21 protein-coding genes are annotated in these 20,255 nt (G+C 68.5%); 3 read left to right on the top strand and 18 right to left on the bottom strand.

Annotated features, from left to right (window positions below; genetic code table 11):
- Nucleotides 1-108: 108 nt before the first annotated feature.
- Nucleotides 109-1,344 carry a heparan-alpha-glucosaminide N-acetyltransferase domain-containing protein gene (locus AC1DIP_RS20660; protein WP_477734944.1) on the top strand — a complete coding sequence of 412 codons (1,236 nt, stop codon included), beginning with the start codon at nt 109-111 and terminating at the stop codon, nt 1,342-1,344.
- Between the two features lie 96 nt (nt 1,345-1,440).
- On the opposite strand, the gene AC1DIP_RS20655 is transcribed toward AC1DIP_RS20660, so the two are convergent.
- The 8 genes from AC1DIP_RS20655 to AC1DIP_RS20620 all read right to left on the bottom strand — a co-directional run bounded on the left by AC1DIP_RS20655 (nt 1,441) and on the right by AC1DIP_RS20620 (nt 8,489).
- Nucleotides 1,441-2,412 carry a TM2 domain-containing protein gene (locus AC1DIP_RS20655; RefSeq protein WP_477734943.1) on the bottom strand — a complete coding sequence of 324 codons (972 nt, stop codon included), beginning with the start codon at nt 2,410-2,412 and terminating at the stop codon, nt 1,441-1,443.
- Between the two features lie 358 nt (nt 2,413-2,770).
- Entirely contained in the window at nt 2,771-3,244 is a 474-nt protein-coding gene (locus tag AC1DIP_RS20650) for a hypothetical protein (protein ID WP_141160970.1), read from the bottom strand.
- Nucleotides 3,245-3,247: 3 nt separating this feature from the next.
- On the bottom strand, nt 3,248-4,018 hold the full coding sequence (gene dapB / locus AC1DIP_RS20645; protein WP_476210348.1) for a 4-hydroxy-tetrahydrodipicolinate reductase: 771 nt from the start codon (nt 4,016-4,018) through the stop codon (nt 3,248-3,250).
- 87 nt (nt 4,019-4,105) lie between these two features.
- Complete coding sequence (locus AC1DIP_RS20640; RefSeq protein ID WP_477734942.1) at nt 4,106-4,570, bottom strand: molybdenum cofactor biosynthesis protein MoaE; 465 nt, start codon at nt 4,568-4,570, stop codon at nt 4,106-4,108.
- Complete coding sequence (locus AC1DIP_RS20635) at nt 4,560-5,090, bottom strand: MogA/MoaB family molybdenum cofactor biosynthesis protein (RefSeq protein WP_477734941.1); 531 nt, start codon at nt 5,088-5,090, stop codon at nt 4,560-4,562. Before AC1DIP_RS20635 ends, AC1DIP_RS20640 begins: the two co-directional genes overlap by 11 nt.
- Nucleotides 5,087-5,578, bottom strand: a complete 492-nt coding sequence (gene moaC / locus AC1DIP_RS20630) for a cyclic pyranopterin monophosphate synthase MoaC (protein ID WP_476210342.1) — start codon at nt 5,576-5,578, stop codon at nt 5,087-5,089. Before moaC ends, AC1DIP_RS20635 begins: the two co-directional genes overlap by 4 nt.
- Nucleotides 5,566-6,810 carry a molybdopterin molybdotransferase MoeA gene (locus tag AC1DIP_RS20625; protein ID WP_477734940.1) on the bottom strand — a complete coding sequence of 415 codons (1,245 nt, stop codon included), beginning with the start codon at nt 6,808-6,810 and terminating at the stop codon, nt 5,566-5,568. Before AC1DIP_RS20625 ends, moaC begins: the two co-directional genes overlap by 13 nt.
- 23 nt (nt 6,811-6,833) lie before the next feature.
- Nucleotides 6,834-8,489 (bottom strand): molybdopterin-dependent oxidoreductase, encoded by a 1,656-nt coding sequence (locus tag AC1DIP_RS20620; protein ID WP_477734939.1) that lies wholly within the window; start codon nt 8,487-8,489, stop codon nt 6,834-6,836.
- Between the two features lie 106 nt (nt 8,490-8,595).
- Between AC1DIP_RS20620 and moaA the strand changes: the two genes are divergently transcribed.
- Nucleotides 8,596-9,723 (top strand): GTP 3',8-cyclase MoaA, encoded by a 1,128-nt coding sequence (gene moaA, locus AC1DIP_RS20615; RefSeq protein WP_476210337.1) that lies wholly within the window; start codon nt 8,596-8,598, stop codon nt 9,721-9,723.
- A 5-nt stretch (nt 9,724-9,728) separates the two neighbouring features.
- Entirely contained in the window at nt 9,729-9,995 is a 267-nt protein-coding gene (locus tag AC1DIP_RS20610) for a MoaD/ThiS family protein (protein WP_476210335.1), read from the top strand.
- 28 nt (nt 9,996-10,023) lie between these two features.
- Here AC1DIP_RS20610 and AC1DIP_RS20605 read toward each other — a convergent pair whose 3' ends face one another.
- From AC1DIP_RS20605 to AC1DIP_RS20560, 10 genes are all read right to left on the bottom strand, one after another.
- Nucleotides 10,024-10,929 carry an alpha/beta hydrolase gene (locus AC1DIP_RS20605; RefSeq protein ID WP_477734938.1) on the bottom strand — a complete coding sequence of 302 codons (906 nt, stop codon included), beginning with the start codon at nt 10,927-10,929 and terminating at the stop codon, nt 10,024-10,026.
- On the bottom strand, nt 10,926-11,585 hold the full coding sequence (locus AC1DIP_RS20600; protein ID WP_476210331.1) for a TetR family transcriptional regulator: 660 nt from the start codon (nt 11,583-11,585) through the stop codon (nt 10,926-10,928). Before AC1DIP_RS20600 ends, AC1DIP_RS20605 begins: the two co-directional genes overlap by 4 nt.
- A complete protein-coding gene (locus AC1DIP_RS20595) occupies nt 11,582-13,177 on the bottom strand; it encodes a class I adenylate-forming enzyme family protein (RefSeq protein WP_477734937.1) in 1,596 nt (531 codons plus the stop codon). Before AC1DIP_RS20595 ends, AC1DIP_RS20600 begins: the two co-directional genes overlap by 4 nt.
- Complete coding sequence (locus AC1DIP_RS20590; protein WP_476210327.1) at nt 13,174-14,397, bottom strand: ABC transporter permease subunit; 1,224 nt, start codon at nt 14,395-14,397, stop codon at nt 13,174-13,176. The genes AC1DIP_RS20595 and AC1DIP_RS20590 overlap by 4 nt, the downstream gene beginning before the upstream one ends.
- Nucleotides 14,394-15,269 carry an ABC transporter permease subunit gene (locus AC1DIP_RS20585; protein ID WP_476210325.1) on the bottom strand — a complete coding sequence of 292 codons (876 nt, stop codon included), beginning with the start codon at nt 15,267-15,269 and terminating at the stop codon, nt 14,394-14,396. Before AC1DIP_RS20585 ends, AC1DIP_RS20590 begins: the two co-directional genes overlap by 4 nt.
- Nucleotides 15,266-16,039 (bottom strand): ATP-binding cassette domain-containing protein, encoded by a 774-nt coding sequence (locus tag AC1DIP_RS20580; protein WP_476210323.1) that lies wholly within the window; start codon nt 16,037-16,039, stop codon nt 15,266-15,268. Before AC1DIP_RS20580 ends, AC1DIP_RS20585 begins: the two co-directional genes overlap by 4 nt.
- Entirely contained in the window at nt 16,036-16,800 is a 765-nt protein-coding gene (locus tag AC1DIP_RS20575; protein WP_476210321.1) for an ATP-binding cassette domain-containing protein, read from the bottom strand. The genes AC1DIP_RS20580 and AC1DIP_RS20575 overlap by 4 nt, the downstream gene beginning before the upstream one ends.
- 7 nt (nt 16,801-16,807) lie before the next feature.
- Nucleotides 16,808-18,001: a substrate-binding domain-containing protein gene (locus tag AC1DIP_RS20570; RefSeq protein WP_477734936.1), complete on the bottom strand. Its 1,194-nt coding sequence runs from the start codon at nt 17,999-18,001 to the stop codon at nt 16,808-16,810.
- 243 nt (nt 18,002-18,244) lie between these two features.
- A complete protein-coding gene (locus AC1DIP_RS20565; protein ID WP_477734935.1) occupies nt 18,245-18,691 on the bottom strand; it encodes a DUF1579 domain-containing protein in 447 nt (148 codons plus the stop codon).
- A gap of 166 nt (nt 18,692-18,857) precedes the next feature.
- Nucleotides 18,858-20,201, bottom strand: a complete 1,344-nt coding sequence (locus AC1DIP_RS20560; RefSeq protein ID WP_476210316.1) for an insulinase family protein — start codon at nt 20,199-20,201, stop codon at nt 18,858-18,860.
- Between the last annotated feature and the right edge of the window lie 54 nt (nt 20,202-20,255).

The following is a 20,255-nucleotide window of genomic DNA, read 5'->3' as shown; positions in this document are numbered from 1 at the left end:
GGATGGCGCGTTGTTGCCCGGACGTGCCGGCCTTCCCGGCTCTCCGGGCCGGGTCCTGCCCGTTGCTGTGACAAGCTGCGCCGGCGGCGCATGTGAGACGATCTGGTCATGACGTCCCGATCCCCGGCCACCCGGTCCCGCAAGGCCCCTGGAAGCCGGCAACCGGGGCGTCTTCGGGGCATCGACGCCGCCCGGGGCGTGGCCCTGCTGGGCATGATGGCCACCCACCTCCTGCCCACCTTCGAATCGGATGCAAACCTGACGCCGACCTGGATCGGCCTCACCTTCTCCGGCCGGGCCGCTGCCCTCTTCGCCGTGCTGGCCGGCGTGGGGCTCGCCCTCTCCACCGGGAAAAACACTCCGCTCGAGGGTGCCCAACTCTCCGCCGCCCGGCGCGGCGTGGCACTGCGCGCCCTGGTGGTTGCCGCCGTCGGACTTACCCTGGGCGGCCTGGAAGTGAATGTGGCCATCATCCTGGTCCACTACGCCATGCTGTTCCTGTGCATCCTGCCTTTCCTGGGGCTCGGGGTGAAGCCGCTGTGCGCGTGGGCCGCGGGTTGGATCCTTGCGTCGCCGGTGCTGGCGTATCTCCTGCGGCCCTGGCTCCTTGCCCCCGAGCCGCCGCTGAAACTGGGCCACAACCCCGCATGGGAGGACCTGGGTACGCCTTCACGGCTGCTCGCGGATGTCTTCTTCACCGGCTACTACCCCGTGTTCCAGTGGCTGTCCTACCTGCTGGTGGGACTGGTGATCGGCCGCCTGGTCCTCACCAAAGCCGTCATCCCGGTGCTGCTGCTGGCAGGGGGAACCGGGGTGGCAGCGGCGGCCAAGGCCCTGGGTACGGCGGCCATGGAGGACTGGGGCGGCCGTGCAGCGCTGGAGCAGGTCCTCAACGCTCCGGGGTACCCGCTGGGCAGCGTCCTGCAGGTCAACCTGACCGGCATCCAGCAGGAGGGCTCCTGGTGGTGGCTGGCGTCAGCGGCACCGCATTCGGGAACCCCGCTTGACCTGCTCCATACCTCGGCGGTGGCCGCTGCCGTCATCGGCGCCTGCCTGCTCCTGGAGCGGCTGGCCGAGTGGGTCGACCTGGACCTGCTGCTGCCGTTGCGCGGGGCCGGCGCCATGACGCTGACCCTGTACACCGTGCACGTCTGGGTTGTCTCCGGCTTCTACCTCAAGCCCCTCCCCGCCGGCTGGACCGAGGACGGGATGTTCTTTGCCCAGGCGGCCACCGCCGTCACGATCGGCATCGTTTTCGCCCGGCTGCGGTGGCGCGGCCCACTGGAGTGGGTGGGCCATACGGCGTCCCTGGTGGGCCGGGGAGGCCTGAAGGCCCTTTCCTGACCTCCGCTGCCCAAAGAGCGGGCGGGCATGAAAAGGACCCGCGCCCCACCGGGTGGGGCACGGGTCCAGTTCCGGCCCGGCCGCAGGCACCGCCTGCTATTGCGGGGTCAGCGTGAAGGTTGCCGTCTTGTCGCCGTAGTCATCATTGAGGACAACCTGGACCGGGCCCTTCTTTACATCGAATGCGATAACCCCCTGGCGGAGATCGCCGGCACCAACCTCATCGGTGGCCAGGGCGCCCATTCCGTCATCAAGGTAGACCAGTTCGCCCTCTTTGCCGTCAGCGTCGAAGACCGTGAAGTTCGAGGGGCTGGAGAAGCTGCTCCCGGTCAAGGTCTCCCAGGACACCTTGACCGCCAGGAATCCGCCATTCTTGGGCTGGAGGTACGTCATGCCCGGAATTTCGGTGGTGTAGATGGAATCGAGGACGCTGACCTTGACGGTGTTGCCTTCGGACACGGTGGCCACGAAGGAGTTCGCGCCGGCGGCGGATCCACTTGGCGGGGCTGAACCGTTGGACGGCGCCGGGGCGGCCTGTGACGCTGACGGGAGGCCGGGAGAAATGGGAACCTTCCGTGCATCGACAGCCGCGCCAATCATGGCCATGGAAGCGATGATCAGCAGGATGGCGGTGATGATGCTCACCAGCCAGAGGATGCCGGTGATGATCCAGGCCTTCTTCTTGTTCTCCGGGTAGCCCTCCAGCGGGCGGCCTTCCTTGTCCCTGGTGTTCCCCGTCAGGGTCATGATCAGGTCAACGAGGGCCCAGACGCCAAGGCCGCCGGCGGTCAAGAGCTTGGCGACACCCGAGCCGGTCTTGCCCAGGTAGAAGCGGTCCGCACCGAACGTTCCCAGCAGGAGGGACAGGATCCAGGTGGTGATGAAGGACTTTCCGGGGCCGCCGGGGTAGAAAGCTGTGCCGTGGGGTCCGGGCTGGTATTCCCCCTGCGGATCTGCAGGGTACTGCCCCTGGAAATTGGGCTGTCCGCCGTAGGGGGATGGTGCCGGTGGAATGGGTGGCGCGGCCGGTCCGTTGTGGGGCGGCTGGGGCAAATTTGGGTGGCTCATTGATGGTCCTTCTGGTCAGAAGTGGGGTGCGGTGCGGGTGCGGGACGCAGGGCGCGGCTGGGCCCAGGGGCAACTGTGGGCGCGCCGGGAAGCCCCCCGGCGGCCCGGTGGGGAGGAGCGAAGAGGGTGGGGCTGAAGTGCCGGCCGGCCGATGGGCGGGGTCCGTGATCCTAGGCCTGAAGAGTCCGGACCGTGGCGCAGACATGGCCAGCCTCATGCTTTCCCCCAAAGCTAAAGAGTGTTTACTAAATCAACGTACCGTGGGCGGCGCCGGACCGCGATGGGCAGAAATGCCCATGGCACTTAGGCCCGGGCCACGGCGAGGCCGGGCCCGGGCCCGGGCCGGCACCGGGCAGTATCAGGAGGCGGCGGTGAAGAGCTTCACGGCGTCACGCATGGACGCCCGCGCACGTTTGCGGTCGCCGGCCGCGTCGTAGGCACAGCTGAGGCGGAACCAGGAACGCCAGTCGTTGGGGGCGGCTTCGGCTTCGGCCCGGTACTTTTCAAACTCCGCATCTGCCGCGGCCCGGACGATCCGGCCGCCAGGCGTGCGTGGGAGCTCATCGACGGGCAGCCCGCCTTCGGCTTCCAGGACTTTGGCCATCTGCTCGGTGCGGGCGCCGAACATGAGCTCGCGGATCAGGGCCCAGGCACCCACCACCGGCAGCACCAGGTAGGCGGCGCCGATGGCCTTGGCCGTGAGGTTGCTATCGGTCAGGAGCAGGAGGGAACGCTGGAAGGAGACCACCAGGTAGAAGACCAGCAGAAGCGTCACCGCGCCCACCCAGATCTTGGTGCGGTTTTTCCGGAAACCGGCAAGCAGACCGTTCATGGCCTAGAGTCCCAGGTCCAGGTACCCGTCCAGGCCCACTGTCAGGCCCGGGTGTGCCGCAACGTTGCGCACCCCTAGGAGCACGCCGGGCATGAAGGAGGCGCGGTCGAAGGAATCGTGGCGGAGGGTCAGCTGCTCCCCCGGACCGCCCAGGAGCACTTCCTGGTGTGCCACCAGGCCGCGCAGCCGGACGCTGTGGACCCGGACGCCGTCTACCTCGCAGCCGCGGGCCCCGGCACGCTCGCTGGTGGTGGCATCCGGGCTGGGCGGCACCTGCGCCGCCGTGCGCTCGGCGGCGATCAGCTGGGCCGTGCGGACAGCGGTGCCGGACGGGGCGTCAACCTTGTCCGGGTGGTGCAATTCGATGATCTCCACCGATTCGAAGTACTTCGATGCCTTTGCCGCGAAGGCCGAGGCCAGGACCGAGCCCAGGGCGAAGTTGGGGGCAATGAGGACGCCGGTTTCCGGGTGTCCTGCCAGCAAAGACTCCAGGGCAGACAGGCGTCCCGCGTCCCAGCCGGTGGTGCCCACCACGGCGTGGATGCCGTGCTCGACGGCGAAGCGGACGTTGGCTTCGGTGCTTTCGGGAACCGTCAGGTCCACCACATACTGGGCGCCCGAGGCGGCCAGCTGCTCCAGCGAGTCACCCCGTCCCAGGGCTGCGACGAGCTTCATGTCGGGTGCGGCGTCGACGGCTTTGACGGCTTCGGCGCCCATGCGTCCGTTGGCGCCAAGGACGGCCACCAGCTTGGGAACGGAGTGTTGTTCGGTCATGCCGTTAACCCTACCGGCGGGACCGGCGCGCGCAGGAACCGGGCGGCGTGCGTTACCTCGCACCCGGGGGCCGTCCGGGCAGCAGCGTCAGCTGCCTGCGCCGACCCATTCGACGGTGCCGTCCGAGAAGAACTGTTCCTTCCAAATGGGTACCTGTTCCTTGATGCGGTCCACCAGCTCGGAGCAGACGGCGAAGGCCTGGCCGCGGTGCGCGGCGGACACCGCGCACACTAGGGCCGGATCCCCGATCTCCAGCATCCCGATCCGGTGCGCGGCCCAGATCCGGACGGGCTGTCCGGGCCCGGCACCGGCTTCGGCGTTCTGTTCGGCAACCAGGCGCGCGACGACGTCGGCCATCACCTGGTGCGCCGTGGGGTGCGCACTGTAGCTGAGGCGCCAAACAGCCTTGCCGCCGTCGTGGTTGCGCACCACGCCGCTGAAGCTGACCACGGCGCCGGCCGTCTCGCTTTCCACGGCTGCAATCGCCTGGTCAACGGAGATGGGCTCGGCGCTCAGGACCGCGCTGACTACTTCGAATGCTTCAGTGCCCATGTCCGCCCTCCAGTTGGTCGCAAAGATGCCCGATCAGCGGGTCAAGGACGCCCAGGCCGTCCATGACGCCCTTCGGCGAGCCGGGCAGGTTCACGATGAACGTGCGTCCCGCGGCGCCGGCGTACCCCCGGCTCAGGGCGGCGAACGGCGTTTTGGCGGCGCCGGCCCGCCGGATGGCCTCCATGATTCCGGGGATTTCCCGGTCCAGCAGGGGCAGGGTGACCTCGGGTGTCCGGTCGTCCGGGCTGAGGCCGGTGCCGCCGCTGGTGATGACGACGGCGGGGTGCTGGGTAAGGAGCGCCCGGATGGCTGCGCCCGCGGGGTCGCCGTCGGGGACCACCATGGCGGGGAACACGTCAAAACCGTGTTCGGTGAGCCAGTCGGTGATCACGGGCCCGGTTTCGTCGTCGTAGATGCCGGCGGCGGCGCGGGTGGACGCGATGACGACGCCGGCTTTGCGTCCCTGCACATCGCCGTGCCGGTGCGGTTCGGGAACCCGAAGGGTGTTGGGGGTGGTCACAGGGCCCAGTCTCCGCTCTTGCCGCCGCTCTTGGCCAGCACCTTGATGTCCGTGAGGACGGCGTGTTTGTCCACGGCCTTGATCATGTCGTAGACGCTCAGCGCAGCTACGGACGCCGCTGTCAGGGCTTCCATCTCCACCCCGGTAACGCCCCGTGTCTTGACGGTGGAGCTGATGGCGACGGCATCCTCGCCAAGGTCAAAATCGACCGTCACCTTGGACAACGGCAGCGGATGGCACAGAGGAATCAGGTCCGGGGTCTTCTTGGCGGCCATGATGCCTGCCACGCGCGCAACGGCCAGGGCATCCCCCTTGGGGAGCCCGCCGGTGCCCAGGAGCCGCATCACCTCCGGTGTGGTCCGGACCGTGGCGGTGGCCGTCGCCTCGCGGGTTGTTTCTGCCTTGGCGGAAACATCCACCATCTGGGCGCTGCCGTCCTGGCGCAGGTGCGTCAGTGCGGGGGTCTGTTCTGCGTTCACAGCATCCATACTTCCACCTCGTCGCCGGCGGCGAGCTCCGTTACGCCAACGGGGACGTGGACCAGCGCGTTCGACCCCGCGAGCGCGTGCATCAGGTGCGAGCCGTCGCCGCCCTCCAGTTGCACGGTCCCGCCGGGCTGCAGGCTTCCACGCCGGACCTGGTGTTTCTGCCCGGGGGAGTTCAGGGGCTGGGCCAGACGGGCGCGCAGGGGCAGCCGGGGCGCCGGCGCCCCGAGCAAAGCCGACAGGGCCGGGCGAAGGAACATCTCGAAGGACACCAGGCAGCTGACCGGGTTGCCGGGAAACCCCAGGAAGGGAACGCCGTCGAACAGTCCTATCCCCTGGGGGCCGCCCGGCTGCATGGCGACGTGGAGGAACTCGACCGGTTGCTCCGCCATGGCCTGGCGCACCACCTCATACGCGCCCTTGCTGACCCCGCCCGTGGTCACGATCAGGTCCACGTCACGGCCCCGGGTCCGCAGCAGCGCCTGGAGTTCTGCGGGGTTGTCAGTGGAGATGCCTGCGCGCCGGACGTTGAATCCCGCCTGCTGCATGGCGGCTTCCAGGAGGGTTCCGTTGGAGTCGTAGATCTTGCCCTGCGGCAGTGGTTGTCCCGGTTCAACTACCTCGTCCCCCGTGGTGACAAGCAGGACGGACACTGCCCGGTACACCTCCACTTCAGCCACGCCAAGGGCTGCGAGGAGTCCCAGCTGCGCCGGTCCCAGGCACGTTCCGGCGGCCAGGGCCCGCTCCCCCGCCGCGATGTCGCTGCCGGCGGCACGCACGTAGCTCCCCGGAACGGTTGCGGGCAGCGTCACCAGACCGCCGCTGCCCTCCGCGCGGAAGTGGTCCGGCACCGCTTTTTCGATAGGTACGACGGCGTCGGCCCCCTCCGGGATCATGGCACCGGTCATGATGGGCGCCGCGGTCCCTGGCTGGAGCGGCTGCGGGCTTGACCCGGCGGGCACGGGCTGCGCGATGCGCACGTCGGTTCCGCCGTCGGGAATGTCCGTGGAACGGACGGCGTACCCGTCCATTTGGGAGTTCGCGAAAGGAGGAAGGCTGATGGGCGCCAGTAAGCCGTGCACCAGCGCCCGGCCGTGCGCATCGAAGAGGGGAAGGACTTCAGCGCGGGACTCTGCCGCCAGCCCGGCCAGGAGGTGCGTAACCGCCGCCAGATGCTCAGCAACGGAGCGGGCGTGGTGGGCCGGGCCTGCTTTGCCGTGGGGGTGGCTGGTCATGGGTACGCCTTTGGTCGCGGCCGTCAGGATTTCACGTCCACTCTAACGGTGTGGAATCCCGTGGCTCCGTCCGGTGCCGGAGGCCGCGCGGTTTCGTCCTGGGGCACACCGTTGAGATCGATGGCGCGGACCTGCACCTCATACTGCCCCGGAGTGAGGTCCACGGCCAGCTTCCACTGGTACCAAGTATCAACGGAGATGCCCGGGGCCAGTTCGGCTTCCCGCCACGGCCCCCGGTTGAGCCGCAGTTCCACCTTTTGGATTCCGGTGTGCTGGGCCCAGGCAACCCCGGCCAGGAGGACGGTTCCTGCACTGACTGGACGCCCGCTGCGGGGCACGTCGATGCGTGACGACGTCTTGATGGGACCGCGCGCGGACCAGCCCCGCGGCGTCCAGTACCCGGAGTCCTGCGCAAACGTGGTGATTTTCAGTTCGGTGACCCATTTGGTGGCGGACACGTAACCGTAGAGGCCGGGGACCACCAGGCGGACCGGGAATCCGTGCTCCAGCGGCAAGGGTTCACCGTTCATGCCCACGGCAAGGAGCGCGTCCCTGCCGTCGTCGGTGAGGACCTCCAGTGGCGTTCCGGCCGTCCAGCCGTCGGCGCTCCGGGAGAGGACCATGTCTGCCCCCGGCTGGGGAACCGCAAGGGCCAGCAGTTCGCGGACCGGCCAGCCGAGCCACCGGGCGTTGCCGATCAGGTCCCCGCCCACGTCATTGGACACACAGGCAATGGTGATGTGGCGTTCCACAAGGGGCTTCCCCAGGAGGTCGGCGAAGGAGAGCTGGACTTCCCGGGCCACCATTCCGGAGACTTTCAGGACCCAGGCCTCCGGGTTGACCGTGGGAACAGCCAGGGCTGTGTCGATCCGGTAGAAACCAGGGTTGGGGGTGACCAGCGGCGGCAGGCCGGGAACGCCCGGCTCTGCGGCGGCGGGAATAGGCGGTGCCGCCGACGCAGGAGCCGGCAGGGTGATCCGTGCCCTGGCTTCGGTGGCGGCGATGGCAGCTCCGCGCCAGAATGCCGCCAGCACTCCTCCCAGGGCGGAGGCGGCGGAGGTGGCGGCGAGAGCCTGGAGGAAACTGCGGCGGGAACCGGCGGCGCTTCCTCCGGGCCCTGCTTCCCCCGGGGCGGAGCCTTCCCAGGACTGCAGCCGCCGGACCAGGAGACGCAACAGCACGACGGCGCCCGCCGCGGCCAGGACCGGAAGTACGGGGGCCAAGGGGGTCACCTGGGACCGGGTGAGGACCGCAGCCAGTCCTGCCACCCCAAAAATCCCCATCACCGCGGCCCCGGCAAACCGGCGGCGGAGCTCAAGGACCCCTGCCAAGGCCGCCAGCGCGGCAATGGCCAGCCCCATGCCCGCCAGGAGGGCGGCCTTGTCAGAGGTGCCAAAAAGGGAAATGGCCCAGTCCTTGACTCCGGGCGGGACAGCATCGATGACAGCGCCGCCCACTGCGGTCAGCGGTGAAAGCGATGGGCTGGCAAATCCCGCCAGCAGTTCCCCCGCCGCGACGCCGCCGGCGGCCGCGGCGATCCCGGCGGCCGCAGCCCACCGTGCCCCGGCGCGCGGGACTGGCCGGTGCGGGACTGCCTGGTGTTGGACGGAACTTTCCGCATGCTCCCCGGGGCCGGCGCCGTCGTCGTCCGCCCCGTGCTTTTGCGGGGAACTCTTCACAACATCCAGCATAGGTTCGCCGGCGGTCACCGGCGCAGGTTCCGTCCGGGGGTTCTGCGCTGGTCACAGGTGTGATGCACGGCGCAACGTGGCGTAGCCTGAAATCATGAGTGTCCAGCTAGGAATGCCGCAGCCGCGGGAGGAAGCAGCCCCTGCGCTGCCAGGCGTTCCGGCGCGCCGCCCCGCTGACGCGCCGGCCGGGCTGGCGGACCGGTATGGCCGCCGCGCCACGGACATGAGGCTGTCCCTGACGGACAAGTGCAATCTCCGCTGCACCTACTGCATGCCCGCGGAAGGCCTGGAATGGCTCGCCAAGCAGGCTGTGATGTCAGCGGGGGAAATCGTGCGGATCGTGAAGGTCGGCGTGGAGCAGCTGGGGGTCCGGGAGCTGCGGCTGACCGGTGGTGAACCGCTGGTCAGGCATGACCTGCTGGACATTATCGCTGCCCTCCGGGCCAACCACCCGGACCTGCCGATCTCCATGACCACCAACGGGGTGGGCCTGGCCAAAAAGGCTGCCGCGCTGAAGGATGCCGGGCTTACCCGCATCAATGTGTCGCTGGACTCACTCCATGAGGAGACGTTCACCAAACTGACCCGGCGCCCGTTCCTTGACCAGGTCCTCGCCGGCGTGGACGCCGCCTGGGCCGCCGGCCTGGGACCGGTCAAACTGAATGCGGTCCTGATGCGGGGCATCAACGACGCCGAGTCGCCGCAGCTGCTGGCCTGGGCGCTGGAGCGCGGGTACGAACTGCGGTTCATTGAGCAGATGCCGCTCGACGCCGATCACGGCTGGACCCGCCGGAACATGATCACCGCCGCCGAAATCCGCGCCCTGCTGTCCCGGGACTACGTCCTCACCCCCGATCCCAGGGCGCGTGACGGCGCCCCCGCGGAGCGGTTTGAGGTGCGACGGCGGCAGGAAGGTTCCTCCCATTCGGACAGTCCGGTGCTGGGAACCGTGGGGATTATCGCCTCGGTCACCGAACCCTTCTGTTCCGACTGCCGGCGCACCAGGATCACTGCCGAGGGCAAGATCATGAGCTGCCTGTTTTCCCGCGAGGAGTTCGACCTGCTGGGCCTGCTGCGCGCGGGAGCCGGCGACGACGAGCTGGCGCAGCGGTGGCAGGACGCCATGTGGATCAAACCAAAGGCCCACGGCATGGACCACGTGGGACTTGACGCCCCGGACTTCGTCCAGCCGGACCGCAGCATGAGCGCCATCGGGGGCTGACACGGATGCTTGTACGTTACTTTGCTGCCGCGCGCGCTGCCGCCGGCTCCGACGAAGAAACATTCCAGCTGCCGGAGGGCGCCACCGTGGCGGACCTGCTGGCAGCCGTGACCGCCGTCGAGCGTTCCGCGCCTCCGGCGGGTACGCCGCCGCTTCCCCGCCTCCTTGCCCGGAGCAGCTTCCTGCTCAATGAGGTGGCCGTGCGGGACCACGCAACCGTCCTTGGCCCCGATGACGTCGTGGACGTGCTGCCGCCCTTCGCGGGGGGCTGAAGCGGCCGGCCGGTGACCCGGCCGGCGCTCACTGTCCGGCCAGGGCCGCTCGGACGCTCTCCGCAACCGCTGCCGCTCCCGCCTCGCCCATGACGATGGTGTAGTGGTTCACGTCCGGCACCTGCCTGACCCGAAGGTTGGGGAGCTTTGCGGCCCATGACTCCAGGTAGCCGGGGGCGTAGAGGGCCGCCGGCTCATTCAGCAGCCCCCGCGGCGCCCGGAGGACTTCGGTGTCCACGGCAAGGTCCGCCAGCGCCTTCAGCAGTGACGCGCCGCGGTGGAGGTCCGCCGTGTCCTCCGCCATCGCCTCGTAGCGGGTGGCGGGCCGGAGTTCGGGTTCTTCACCAGTGAGGTCGTAGTCCACATAAGCGTCCACCAAGGGGCTCCAGTCGGAACTGAAGGCGGGGTGCTGCCGCCAGAAGGACCGGTAGACCTCGCGGTTCGGGAAGGTGGCATTCAGGCGTTCGGCCGCCGGGCCCAGGACCGAGGAGATGATCTCCTCGTCGCTCAATCCCGCCGGGACCTGAAGCGGCAGGCCCCCGTCCACCAGGACCAGCGAACGGACGAGCTCCGGGAAGAGATCCGCGAGGACCAGCGACGCGAAGCCTCCCATGGAGTGTCCCACCACGACGACGGGCCCCTCCGCCAGTTCCCCAAGGACCGCTGCCAGGTCCTGCGCATGGGAGGTCATCCCGTAGGGTCCGGGCAGCTGGTTGCTTTGGCCGCGTCCGCGCAGGTCCGGCGCGATGATCCGGACGTCGGGCAGGGCGGCGGCGAGGTACGCCCACGACTTGTGCGAGGCGGTGACGCCGTGCACGGCAAGGATGGCCGGAGCGCCAGGATCATCCGGCCCCCAGATGGCCGTATGCAGTGTTCCGCCGCGCACCGCAACGTCCGCCGTGCGGTAAGTTTCCTGGCTGGTTGTCCGGGTCATGGCAACGTCCCTTCCTGGGGCGGGGTGGAGGTGGGGCGGGTATCAGGGGCGAGGCCCCGTTCGATGAACTGCATCATTTCTTCAAACACTTCTTCGGGCACCTCGGGCCTGGCTCCCTCGACCGGCGGTGCGCCTTCCTCATCCCACAGGACCCAGCGCATGCCGATCAGTTCGCCGATTCCCATGAGGGCCCAGGCCGCGACGGTGGGGTCCATGTCCCTGACTTCGCCGCCTGCCTGCGCCGATTTCAAACCCTCGATGTACCCGTTGACGATCCGGGTGTAGTGCAGCCGCAAAGCGCCCGGGGAGACAAACTCGGCCTGCCGGATGATCCGGTACAGTGCAGGGTGCTGGGCGGTAAACCGGAAGAACGCGCGGAACCCGGCCCGTTCCGCCTCCATCCGGCTGGGGGCGTTCCGTGCCGCGTCGGTCATTGCGTGCCTGACCCTGCGGTTGAGGTCCTCCACCACTTCATCGAAGATGGCCTGCTTGCCGTCGAAATACAGGTAGAACGTGCCCAGTCCCACGCCGGCCGCCTCCGTGATTTTCACGATGGAGGCCTCATGGTAGCCCACCGAGGCGAAGACTGCCTCAGCCGCCTCCAGCAGCTTGGCCCGGGTCCGGTTCCCCCTGGCGGTGCGCGGCGCCGTGCTCATGGCCGGCTTCCCGCCGCGGGTTCAAGTCCCGGCGCGGGACGCCCGGCCAGCTCCTGGCGCAGCTTGGCGCGCAGCACCTTGTTCAGGGCTGTCCGTGGCAGGGCGGCGACCATCTCGATCCGGGCAGGGACCTTGAAGCGGGCCAGCAGCGAGCTGCAGTGCTCCAGCAGTTCCTGTTCGTCCGTGACCATGCCCGGACGGACCACCACGAAGGCAAGGCCGGTTTCACCCCAGCGGGCATCCTCCACCCCGACCACGGCGGCCTGTTCCACGGCAGGATGGCCCAGGAGGACAGCCTCGACTTCGGATGGTGCCACGTTCTCCCCACCCGAAATGTAGATGTCCTTGAGCCGGTCCACCACCCTGATGTAGCCCTCGGCGTCCCGTTCCACGAGGTCGCCGGTGTGCAGCCAGCCGCCGGCCAGGACGGCCGCCGTGGCCGCAGGATCGCGGAAGTAGCCGGCAAACACGCCCGGACCACCGACCAGCAGCTCGCCGGCAGCCGCGCCCGCCAGGATCTCCCCGGTGGCCGGGTCCGCCACGGCCACTGAGACATGGGGGTAGGGCTTGCCCGAATAGCCCACCATCCGTTCGGCATCCTCATTCGCCAGGCACAGCACGTTCGGGGACGCCTCCGTGAGGCCGTAGCCCTGGCTCAGCGCCACTCCCCTGCGGTGCCAGATCCGCAGGAGCGGCGCCGGCATGGGCGCGCCACCCACCACGGCGTGCCGGAGGCTGCCCAGTTCGGCGGAGGAAAAGTCAGGATGTTCGGCGAGCATCAGGTACTGCGTGGGCACCCCCATTAGCATGGTGACGCGGCGTTCGGGGATCAGCTGCAGGACCCGGCCGGGATCGAAACCGCGTTCCAGCACCACGGTGGCGCCAACCCACCAGGCCAGCAGCGGCTGGATGTTCCAGCCCCCCACGTGGAATTGCGGCAGTACGGCCAGCACCACATCGCTGCTGCCCATGTCCAGGGTGCGTGAGAGGGACAGGTTGTTCCAGAAACAGTTGGCATGCGTCAGGACTGCTGCTTTGCTGGCCCCCTCCGTGCCGGAGGTGAACACCATCAGCAGGGCGTCGTCGTCGTGCACGTCCTGCCGCACGGTGGTTTCCGGTGCCGGCGCCACCCGCGTGGGCGGCGGCACGGATTTTTCCACCCCGCCCGGTCCCAGCGACGCGGTACGGGGGCGGTGCGGGAGCAGGGCGCATGCCGCCGCGCCCAGCGCCGCAAGGTCATCCTCCACGAGCAGCAGTTGGGGCTCGGCCACCTCGAGTTGCAGGGCCAGTTCCCTGGGCGCGAGCCGCCAGGACAGCGGGACCAGGACCAGTCCTGCCTTGGCGCACGCGAAGAAAGCCACCACGTGGTCCGAGCTGTTGCCGGTCAGGGTCGCTATGCGGTCACCGATCCGGTAACCGGCCGAGCGCAGGCCGGCAGCGAGGTTGGCCGCGCGGCGCTCCAGCTCGCTGTACGCCAGTGTGCAGCCGCGGTCGTCGATGGCGATCCGGTTGGGGGTGGCGGCGCTGCGGTCCGTGGTCCAGCGGCCCAAGGTGTGGAGCCCGTCGGAGGTGGGCAAGGTTGGGTTGGTCATGCAGCGTCCTCCAGGATGTCTCGCGGGGTTTCGGTGCCGGCGCCTGCCTGCGGGCCGCGGCGCCGCCGTGCCAGCCGTTCGGCGGTTCCCGCCAGGCCTCCGGGCAGGAAGAGCACCACGAGGATGAAGAGCGTGCCGAGGATGAACAACGGTTCTGACAACGGTACCCGCAGGATGTCCGGCAGGGATTTGATGCCTTCCGAGTTGGCCAGCGCGGTGAGGCGCTGGTCGAGGATCGTGTAGAACACCCCGCCCACCACCGCGCCCCAGCGGGAGCCCACCCCGCCAAGGACCACCATGACCAGCAGCGTGATGGTCAGGTCGGACGAGACTGCGCGGGGAATGGCACCGCTTTGGAGGAGCAGGAAGACCATCCCGATCACGCACACCAGGACCGCGGAGACGACAAAGACCAGCAGCTTGACCAGATACGGCTGGAGGCCAAGGACGCGGACGCGCAGCTCGTTCTCCCGGACGGCGGCGGCCGCGTGGCCGGCCCGGGACGACTGCACCCAGGTAACCACCACGAATACGGCCACCAGCACGGCCAGCGCCAGCCAATACAGGTTGCGGGTGTTGACCACGCCCACCAGGAAGTCCGGCAGGTTGTCGGTGCGCAGCGTCAGTCCCTCGTCACCCCCGGTGCGGCCGTCGGGATTGCGCCCCACAATGACCGAGCCGGCCTGGGCGAAGGCGAGGGTGACCATGGCGAAGGGGATGCCGCTGACGCGCAGGCTGATGCTCCCCACGACGTGGGCCAGCACGATGACCACCAGCAGGGTGAGCCCCATGGCGGGCAGGAGCGGGATGTCGAGGTTCTGCAGGATGATGGCCAGCCCGTACACCCCGGCGCCGAAGTAGAGTGCGTGCCCGAAGGAGAGCAGGCCGGCAACGCCGAGGAGCAGGTGGTAGGTCAGCGCGGCCGCGGCCATCAGCATGCACATGGCCAGCAGCTGCAGGGACCCGGGCGTATAGGTGGGACCCGGCAGCACGCCCGGCAGCGAAATGTTCAGCAGCGGCAGCAGGACCAGGAGCAGCACTCCCGCCACGCTCCCGGCCCATGCTGCGACGCCGCGGCCGGTGAGGCCGGGCCGCCCGGAATCCGGTGTCCCACCGGGCGAACCCGCGGCACGTCCGCGCCGGCGTTTGGCCGGCTGGAGCGCGGTGCTGCCTCCCGTCGCCGGGCCGCCGGTGCTGTTGGTGTCGGTATCGGTGCTCATGCGGTTCTCCCAAGCAGGCCGGTGGGACGGAAGAGCAGCACCAGCGCCAGCGCCAGCACGACGACGAAGTCACCGGTGCCGCCCAGGTAGAAGTTGGCGAACTGCTGCAGGACGGCGACGACGACGGCGGCGATCGCCGCGCCGGTCAGCGAGCCCAGGCCACCGATCACCGTGACGATAAAGGCGAAGATCAGCAGCGAACCGCCGAGCATCGGTGAGACGTAGCCGAAATAGTGCGAGGCGAGGACCCCGCCCAGCCCCGCGGCCGCCCCGCCGATGGTGAAGACCAGGGTGAAGGCCTTGCGGACATCGATGCCAAGGGCGGTGACCATGGACCGATTTTCGACGCCGGCGCGGATGATCATGCCGTACCTGGTCTTCTTCAGGAAGAACACCAGGGCCAGCAGCACCAGGGCGGCCGCAACGATACAGACGAACCGGTCGTTGGGAATGCGGGCACCAAGGATGTCCGTAGTGTCCTTGAACCAGGCCGGCCCCTGGATGTAGACGGGGTCCGTTCCCCAGATGCCGTCGAAGAGGGCTACTGCGGCAAGCGACAGGCCCACGGTGACCAGGACCTGCTCGATGTGCCGCTGGTACAGCCGGCGGATCAGGACGAACTCGGTGAAGGCGGCAAAGACCGCCCCTGCGGCGGCTCCGATTGCCAGGGACAGCAGGAACGTTCCCCAGTTGTCGGCGCCGGCCCGGCGGGCAATTTCCCAGCCGGTGAACGCACCAAGGGTCAGGAAGGCACCGTGCGCGAAGTTGAGCACGCCCATCAGCCCGTATATCAGGGAGAGACCGGCGGCGACGAGGAAATACAGTGCCCCAAGGCCCAGGCCGGTGAACGTCAGCAGGATGACGGTGCTCATTGCGCAGCCCCTCTCCGGACCGGGTCCCCCTGGGCCGCCGCGTCGGCGGAGACACCAAGATGCCTGTGGATCAGGCCGGCGTCGTCGAGGAAGTCACGGGCCGGGCCGGTGTGGACCACCCGTCCGCCGGAGAGCACGACGGCGCCGCCGGCGAGCTGGCGGACGACGTGCAGGTTCTGCTCGACGAGCAGGATGGGGACGGTCCTGGCGGCTTCGGCGAGGGTCTCCGCCACTTCGCCCACGATCTTTGGGGCGAGGCCCTTGGTCGGTTCATCAACCAGCAGGACCTTGTTGGTGTTCAGGAGGGCGCGGGCCAGGGAGACCATCTGCTGCTGGCCGCCGGACAGTGTTCCGGCCATTTGGCCGGAGCGGGCCAGCAGATCCGGGAAGAGTTCCTCCACCAGTTGCCTGCGCGGGGCGGCATCGCGTTCGGCGAGCCGAAGGTTCTCCGCAACCGTCAGTTTGGAGAAGACTTCACGGTCCTCCGGAACATAGCCCACGCCGCGCTTGATGATTTTGAAGGTGGCGTCCTTGTCTATCCGCTCACCACCCAGTTCCACCACGCCGCTGCGGTCAATCAGGCCGATGATGGCCTTGATGGTGCTGGTCTTGCCCACGCCATTGCGGCCCAGCAGGGCGGTGATGCCTGTGGCCGGCACGGAGAAGGACACATCTTCGACCACCTGCTGCCCGGCGATCCTGGCACTGAGGCCCGCAACCCTGAGGATGGGTGTCGCTTCTCCGGCGGCAGGGCCCGTGGCGGTGTTCATACGGTTTCTCCGAGGTAGGCGCTTTGGACTGTGGGGTTGGCCATGACGGCGTCCGGGGTGTCCAGGGCCAACAGGCTGCCGTGGTGCATCACGGCAACCCGGTCCACCAGGCCCAGCACCACGTCCATGTGGTGCTCCACCATTAGGACCGTGCAGCCGCGGTCCCGGTGCATTCCCCTGATGATTGCCGCCAGGGACGGAACATCCCCCGATGCCACTCCGGCCATCGGTTCATCCAGCAGCACCACGGTGGGATCGGTGGCCAGGAGCACGGCAATCTCCACCTTTCGCTTGTCGCCGTGCGACAAGTCTCCCGCCGCCGTCGCCAATTTCCCGGTGAGCCCCACCTCGGCGATGGTGCCGCGGGCAATCCGGGTTGCCTGGTCCGTGGCCGAGGGAAACCGCAGGATGCTGAAACTGCCCCCGAGTTTTGCCTGGGCCGCCAGCCGGACGTTCTCCAGCACGCTGAGCCTCGGGAAGAGATTGGAAGTCTGGAAAGTCCGTCCCAGCCCTGCCGAGGCCCGGCGGTGGATTGGCGCGGCCGTGATCTCCCTGCCGTTCAGCGTGATGCTGCCTGCCGTGGGCCGCAGGACGCCGGAAATCAGGTTGAACAAGGTGGTCTTGCCGGCCCCGTTGGGGCCGATCACGCCGATCATTTCACCGGCGTCGACGGTGAAGTCCACATCCTGCAGGATGCGTGCACCACCGATCTGGAGACCGAGGCCGTCCACCGCCAGGGCGGGCAGGGCTGGGGTTGCCATCCGGTTCCTACTTCTTTTCCGGCGGGGCGACGGTGTCGCCCGGAACGGCCTTGATGAGCTCGGGCGCCCAGCTGTCACCTTTTTGGACGAGCTTTGCCTGGTACATGTCCTGGATCAGGGCGTGGTCCGAGGCCCGCACGGTTTCCTTGCCCTTGGGGCCGTCGAAGCTGTAGCCCTCGAGCGCCTTGACCATCGCGTCAGGATCGGTCCCCCCGCCCTGCTTGACGGCCTGGGCAATCAGCTGGCCGGCGACGAAGCCGTCGGGAGTGAAGAGGTCCGGCTTGCCGCCGGCCTTCTCGACGGCGGCAATCATCTTCTTCTCCACGTCGTTTCCTGCCGCGCCCGGGAAGTAGTGGTTGAGGAAGCTGATCTTGGAGCTCGCGGGGCCGTAGGCGGCGAACGTGGCGGCATCGCCCAGGCCGGTCACCACCGGCGCGGCGTCGAAGACACCCTGCTGGTTCAGCGCCTGCCACATAGTGCCGGAGGTCGCACCGGCCCAGGCGACGAAGACCATATCCGGCTTCGCATCAAGCAGCTGGCGCGCGAAGGGGGTCAGTTCCTGGTTTTCGGGAACCAGGACAGCTTCCACCGTGGCACCCTTGGCGCCGAGGACGGCCTTGACGGCGGCGACGTTGCCCTGCCCGAAGGCGTTGTCCTGGGCGAACACCACGACTTTCTTGCCCTTGGTGTCGATGAAGGTTCCGGCCGTGGCCACGTCCTGCAGGCTTTGCCGGCCGGAGCGGAAGGTGTACTTGTTGACCCCCTGGATGGCGTCGGTGGCTGCTGGGCCGGAGATGTACAGCACTTTGTTCTGCTGGGCTTGTTCGGCAAGCTTCAGCGCGATGCCGGAGGAGGCGGTGCCGCCGATGATCTTGTAGCCCTTGCCGATCATGTCCTTGGCTGCCGTGACGGCCTTGTCCGGGTCGCCGGCGTCGTCAGCGTACGTCAGGTTGATCTTGGCGCCGTTGACCTCGCCGGTGCCGTTGGTGGCGTAGTCGATCCCTGCCTGCAGCCCCTGGTAGTAGGTTTCTCCGTACGCGGCCAGCGCGCCGGTCTTGGAGTAGATAATGCCCACGTTGACGGGCTCGGCGGCGTTGCCGGTGCCCGCGGGAGCGCCGGCGCCGGCTGTGGGCGCGCATGCGCTGAGGGCCAGCCCGGATGCCACAACGGCGGCCATCAAAAACTTCTTTGTTTCCTTCACGGGATGCCTTTCGGTGAAGATCCGCAGGATGTGCGTTCGTGAGGGGAAATCCCCAAACCTGAAAGGTGATTCAGATTACAGCCAATGTAGAGCGGACCCTCGGTTCTGTCAACGAAATTGGCTGCCAGCGACGTGATGTCGCCGCATTTCCGGGGGCCGGGGCGGGGCCGGGGCCACAGACGGGGCGCCGCGAGGGTGGCGGCACAGACCCGAACTGCGCGCAGCCGGGCGGGCGGACGCAGTTCAGGCCCGGTGGAAGACCGAACGCATGAACGGCCGGAATCCGGGGCTTCGCCCGTCCGCAGCGGCGTCTGCACTGGCCGGACCCCCGCCGTCGTCCTTTGCGGGTGGCCGCAGCTCGGTGACGTGGGTGAGCACCCCGTCCTCAAGCAGGAGGGAGTGGCGTGTCCAGCCTGCGTCGCTGCGGCGTTCGACGCGGAGGACACCGTTGCGCCAGGTGCAGCGCTCGGCGGTTCCGGGCGGCACGCCGGTACTGTCCACGTAGTACCAGAGCACATCATGGCGCACAGGGTCCACGGTGAAGATGCCGTGGCCTTCGAAATGGCTGCCGTCAGGCTCGGTGTGGCGGTAGCTCTGCACGACGCCCAGACCCCCGGCCACCTGGCTGTAGGTCACTTCTGCGTCAACGCTGCGTTCGGGCCCCCACGGGCCGGCAGCGACGTGGGTCATCCCCCGCCAGTGACCCAGCATGCCGGACAAAGCCGGATGCCCGTGCTCCATTGCTGAACCGCCCATCGCCGCCCCGGTTGAATCAATCCCCTGCTACTCAGGATGGACTCTTACCGGTGGCGCCGCCAGCTTCCCTGTCCCGCGGGCGCCGGGGAATGCCGGCTCGCTATAGTCCGAACGTCTCGGTTTCCTCGAACGGGCCCACCACCGTGACGGTCCGCGGGGCTGCGGCGAGTTCGGCGGCCAGTTCCTGGACTTGTTCTGCGGTGACGGCCTTGATGAGGCGCAGGGTTTCGTCGATGTCCTGGTATTCGCCCGACACCAGTTCGGCGCGGCCCAGCCGTGACATCCGCGACCCGGTATCTTCAAGGGCCAGGACGATCCCGCCGCCGAGCTGTCCCACGGCCTTGCGCAGCTCGTCGTCGGAGATGCCGTGCTCGGCGAGCTTGTCCAGCTCCACCGCCAGGAGGTCCAGCACCTGCCGTACCTTGGACGGCGTGCAGCCCGCGTACATGCCGAAGTAGCCGGCGTCGGCGTAGGACGAGGCAAAGGAGTAGGTGGAGTACACCAGGCCGCGCTTTTCACGGACTTCCTGAAACAGCCTGGAGGACATGCCGCCGCCCAGGACCGCATTCAGGACACTCATGACGTATCGGCGCTCGTCGGTGGCAACGATCGTGGGGCATCCCATGATGATGTTAGCCTGCTCCACCGCGCGCTTGACCACGTGCAGGCCTGCGGTTCCGGCGATCAGGGCGCGTTCGGTGGAGCGCCGCTGCACCGGTGCCGCGTCGGGCTTCAGCGACCACCCTGCGGTCTGGAGGGCATCCACCACGAGTCCGCAGACGACGTCGTGGTCCAGCCCGCCTGCGGCGGTGATGACCAGTTCTTCGGGCTTGTAGAACCTGCGGTAGTGCTCCCACACGGAGTCTCTGGCCACGGCCTTGATGGCTGCGGGCGTGCCGCCGATGGGGCGGCCCAGCGGGTGGCTGCCCAGGACCGCGGCGACGAAGTGCTCGTGGGCGACGTCGGTGGGGTCATCGCTGTCCATGGCGATTTCCTCGAGGATGACGTCCCGTTCCTGCTCCATCTCGTCAGGGTCCAGCACCGCGCCGGTGATCATGTCCGCTATGACGTCGATGGCCATGGGCAGGTCCGTGTCCAGGACCCTGGCGAAGTAGCAGGTGCTTTCCTTGGCCGTGGCCGCGTTGGATTCGCCGCCGACCTCGTCGAAGGCTGAGGCGATCTCCAGGGCCGTGCGGCGCCTGGTTCCCTTGAACAGCAGGTGCTCGAGGAAGTGGGTGGAGCCGTGCTGGCCGGGAGCCTCGTCACGGGAGCCCACACCCACCCAGAACCCGATGGTGGCTGACCGCTGGCCCGGCATCGCTTCGGTCAGAACCCGCACTCCCCCGGGCAGCACGGAACGCCGGACCTCGGACCCGCCGTCGGAGCCGTGGACCAGGGTGTCGCCGGCGTGGTTCTGCTCAAGCGGCAGGGGTACAACAGTCATTGATGCCTTTCGGGACGGGCAGCCGGATCTGGCTGCCATCGTAACAGCGGCGGG

Source organism: Pseudarthrobacter sp. 05T312 (assembly GCF_056396685.1).
The sequence above is the reverse complement of the archived record's forward strand: the minus strand, read 5'-3'. Positions and strand labels throughout refer to the sequence as shown.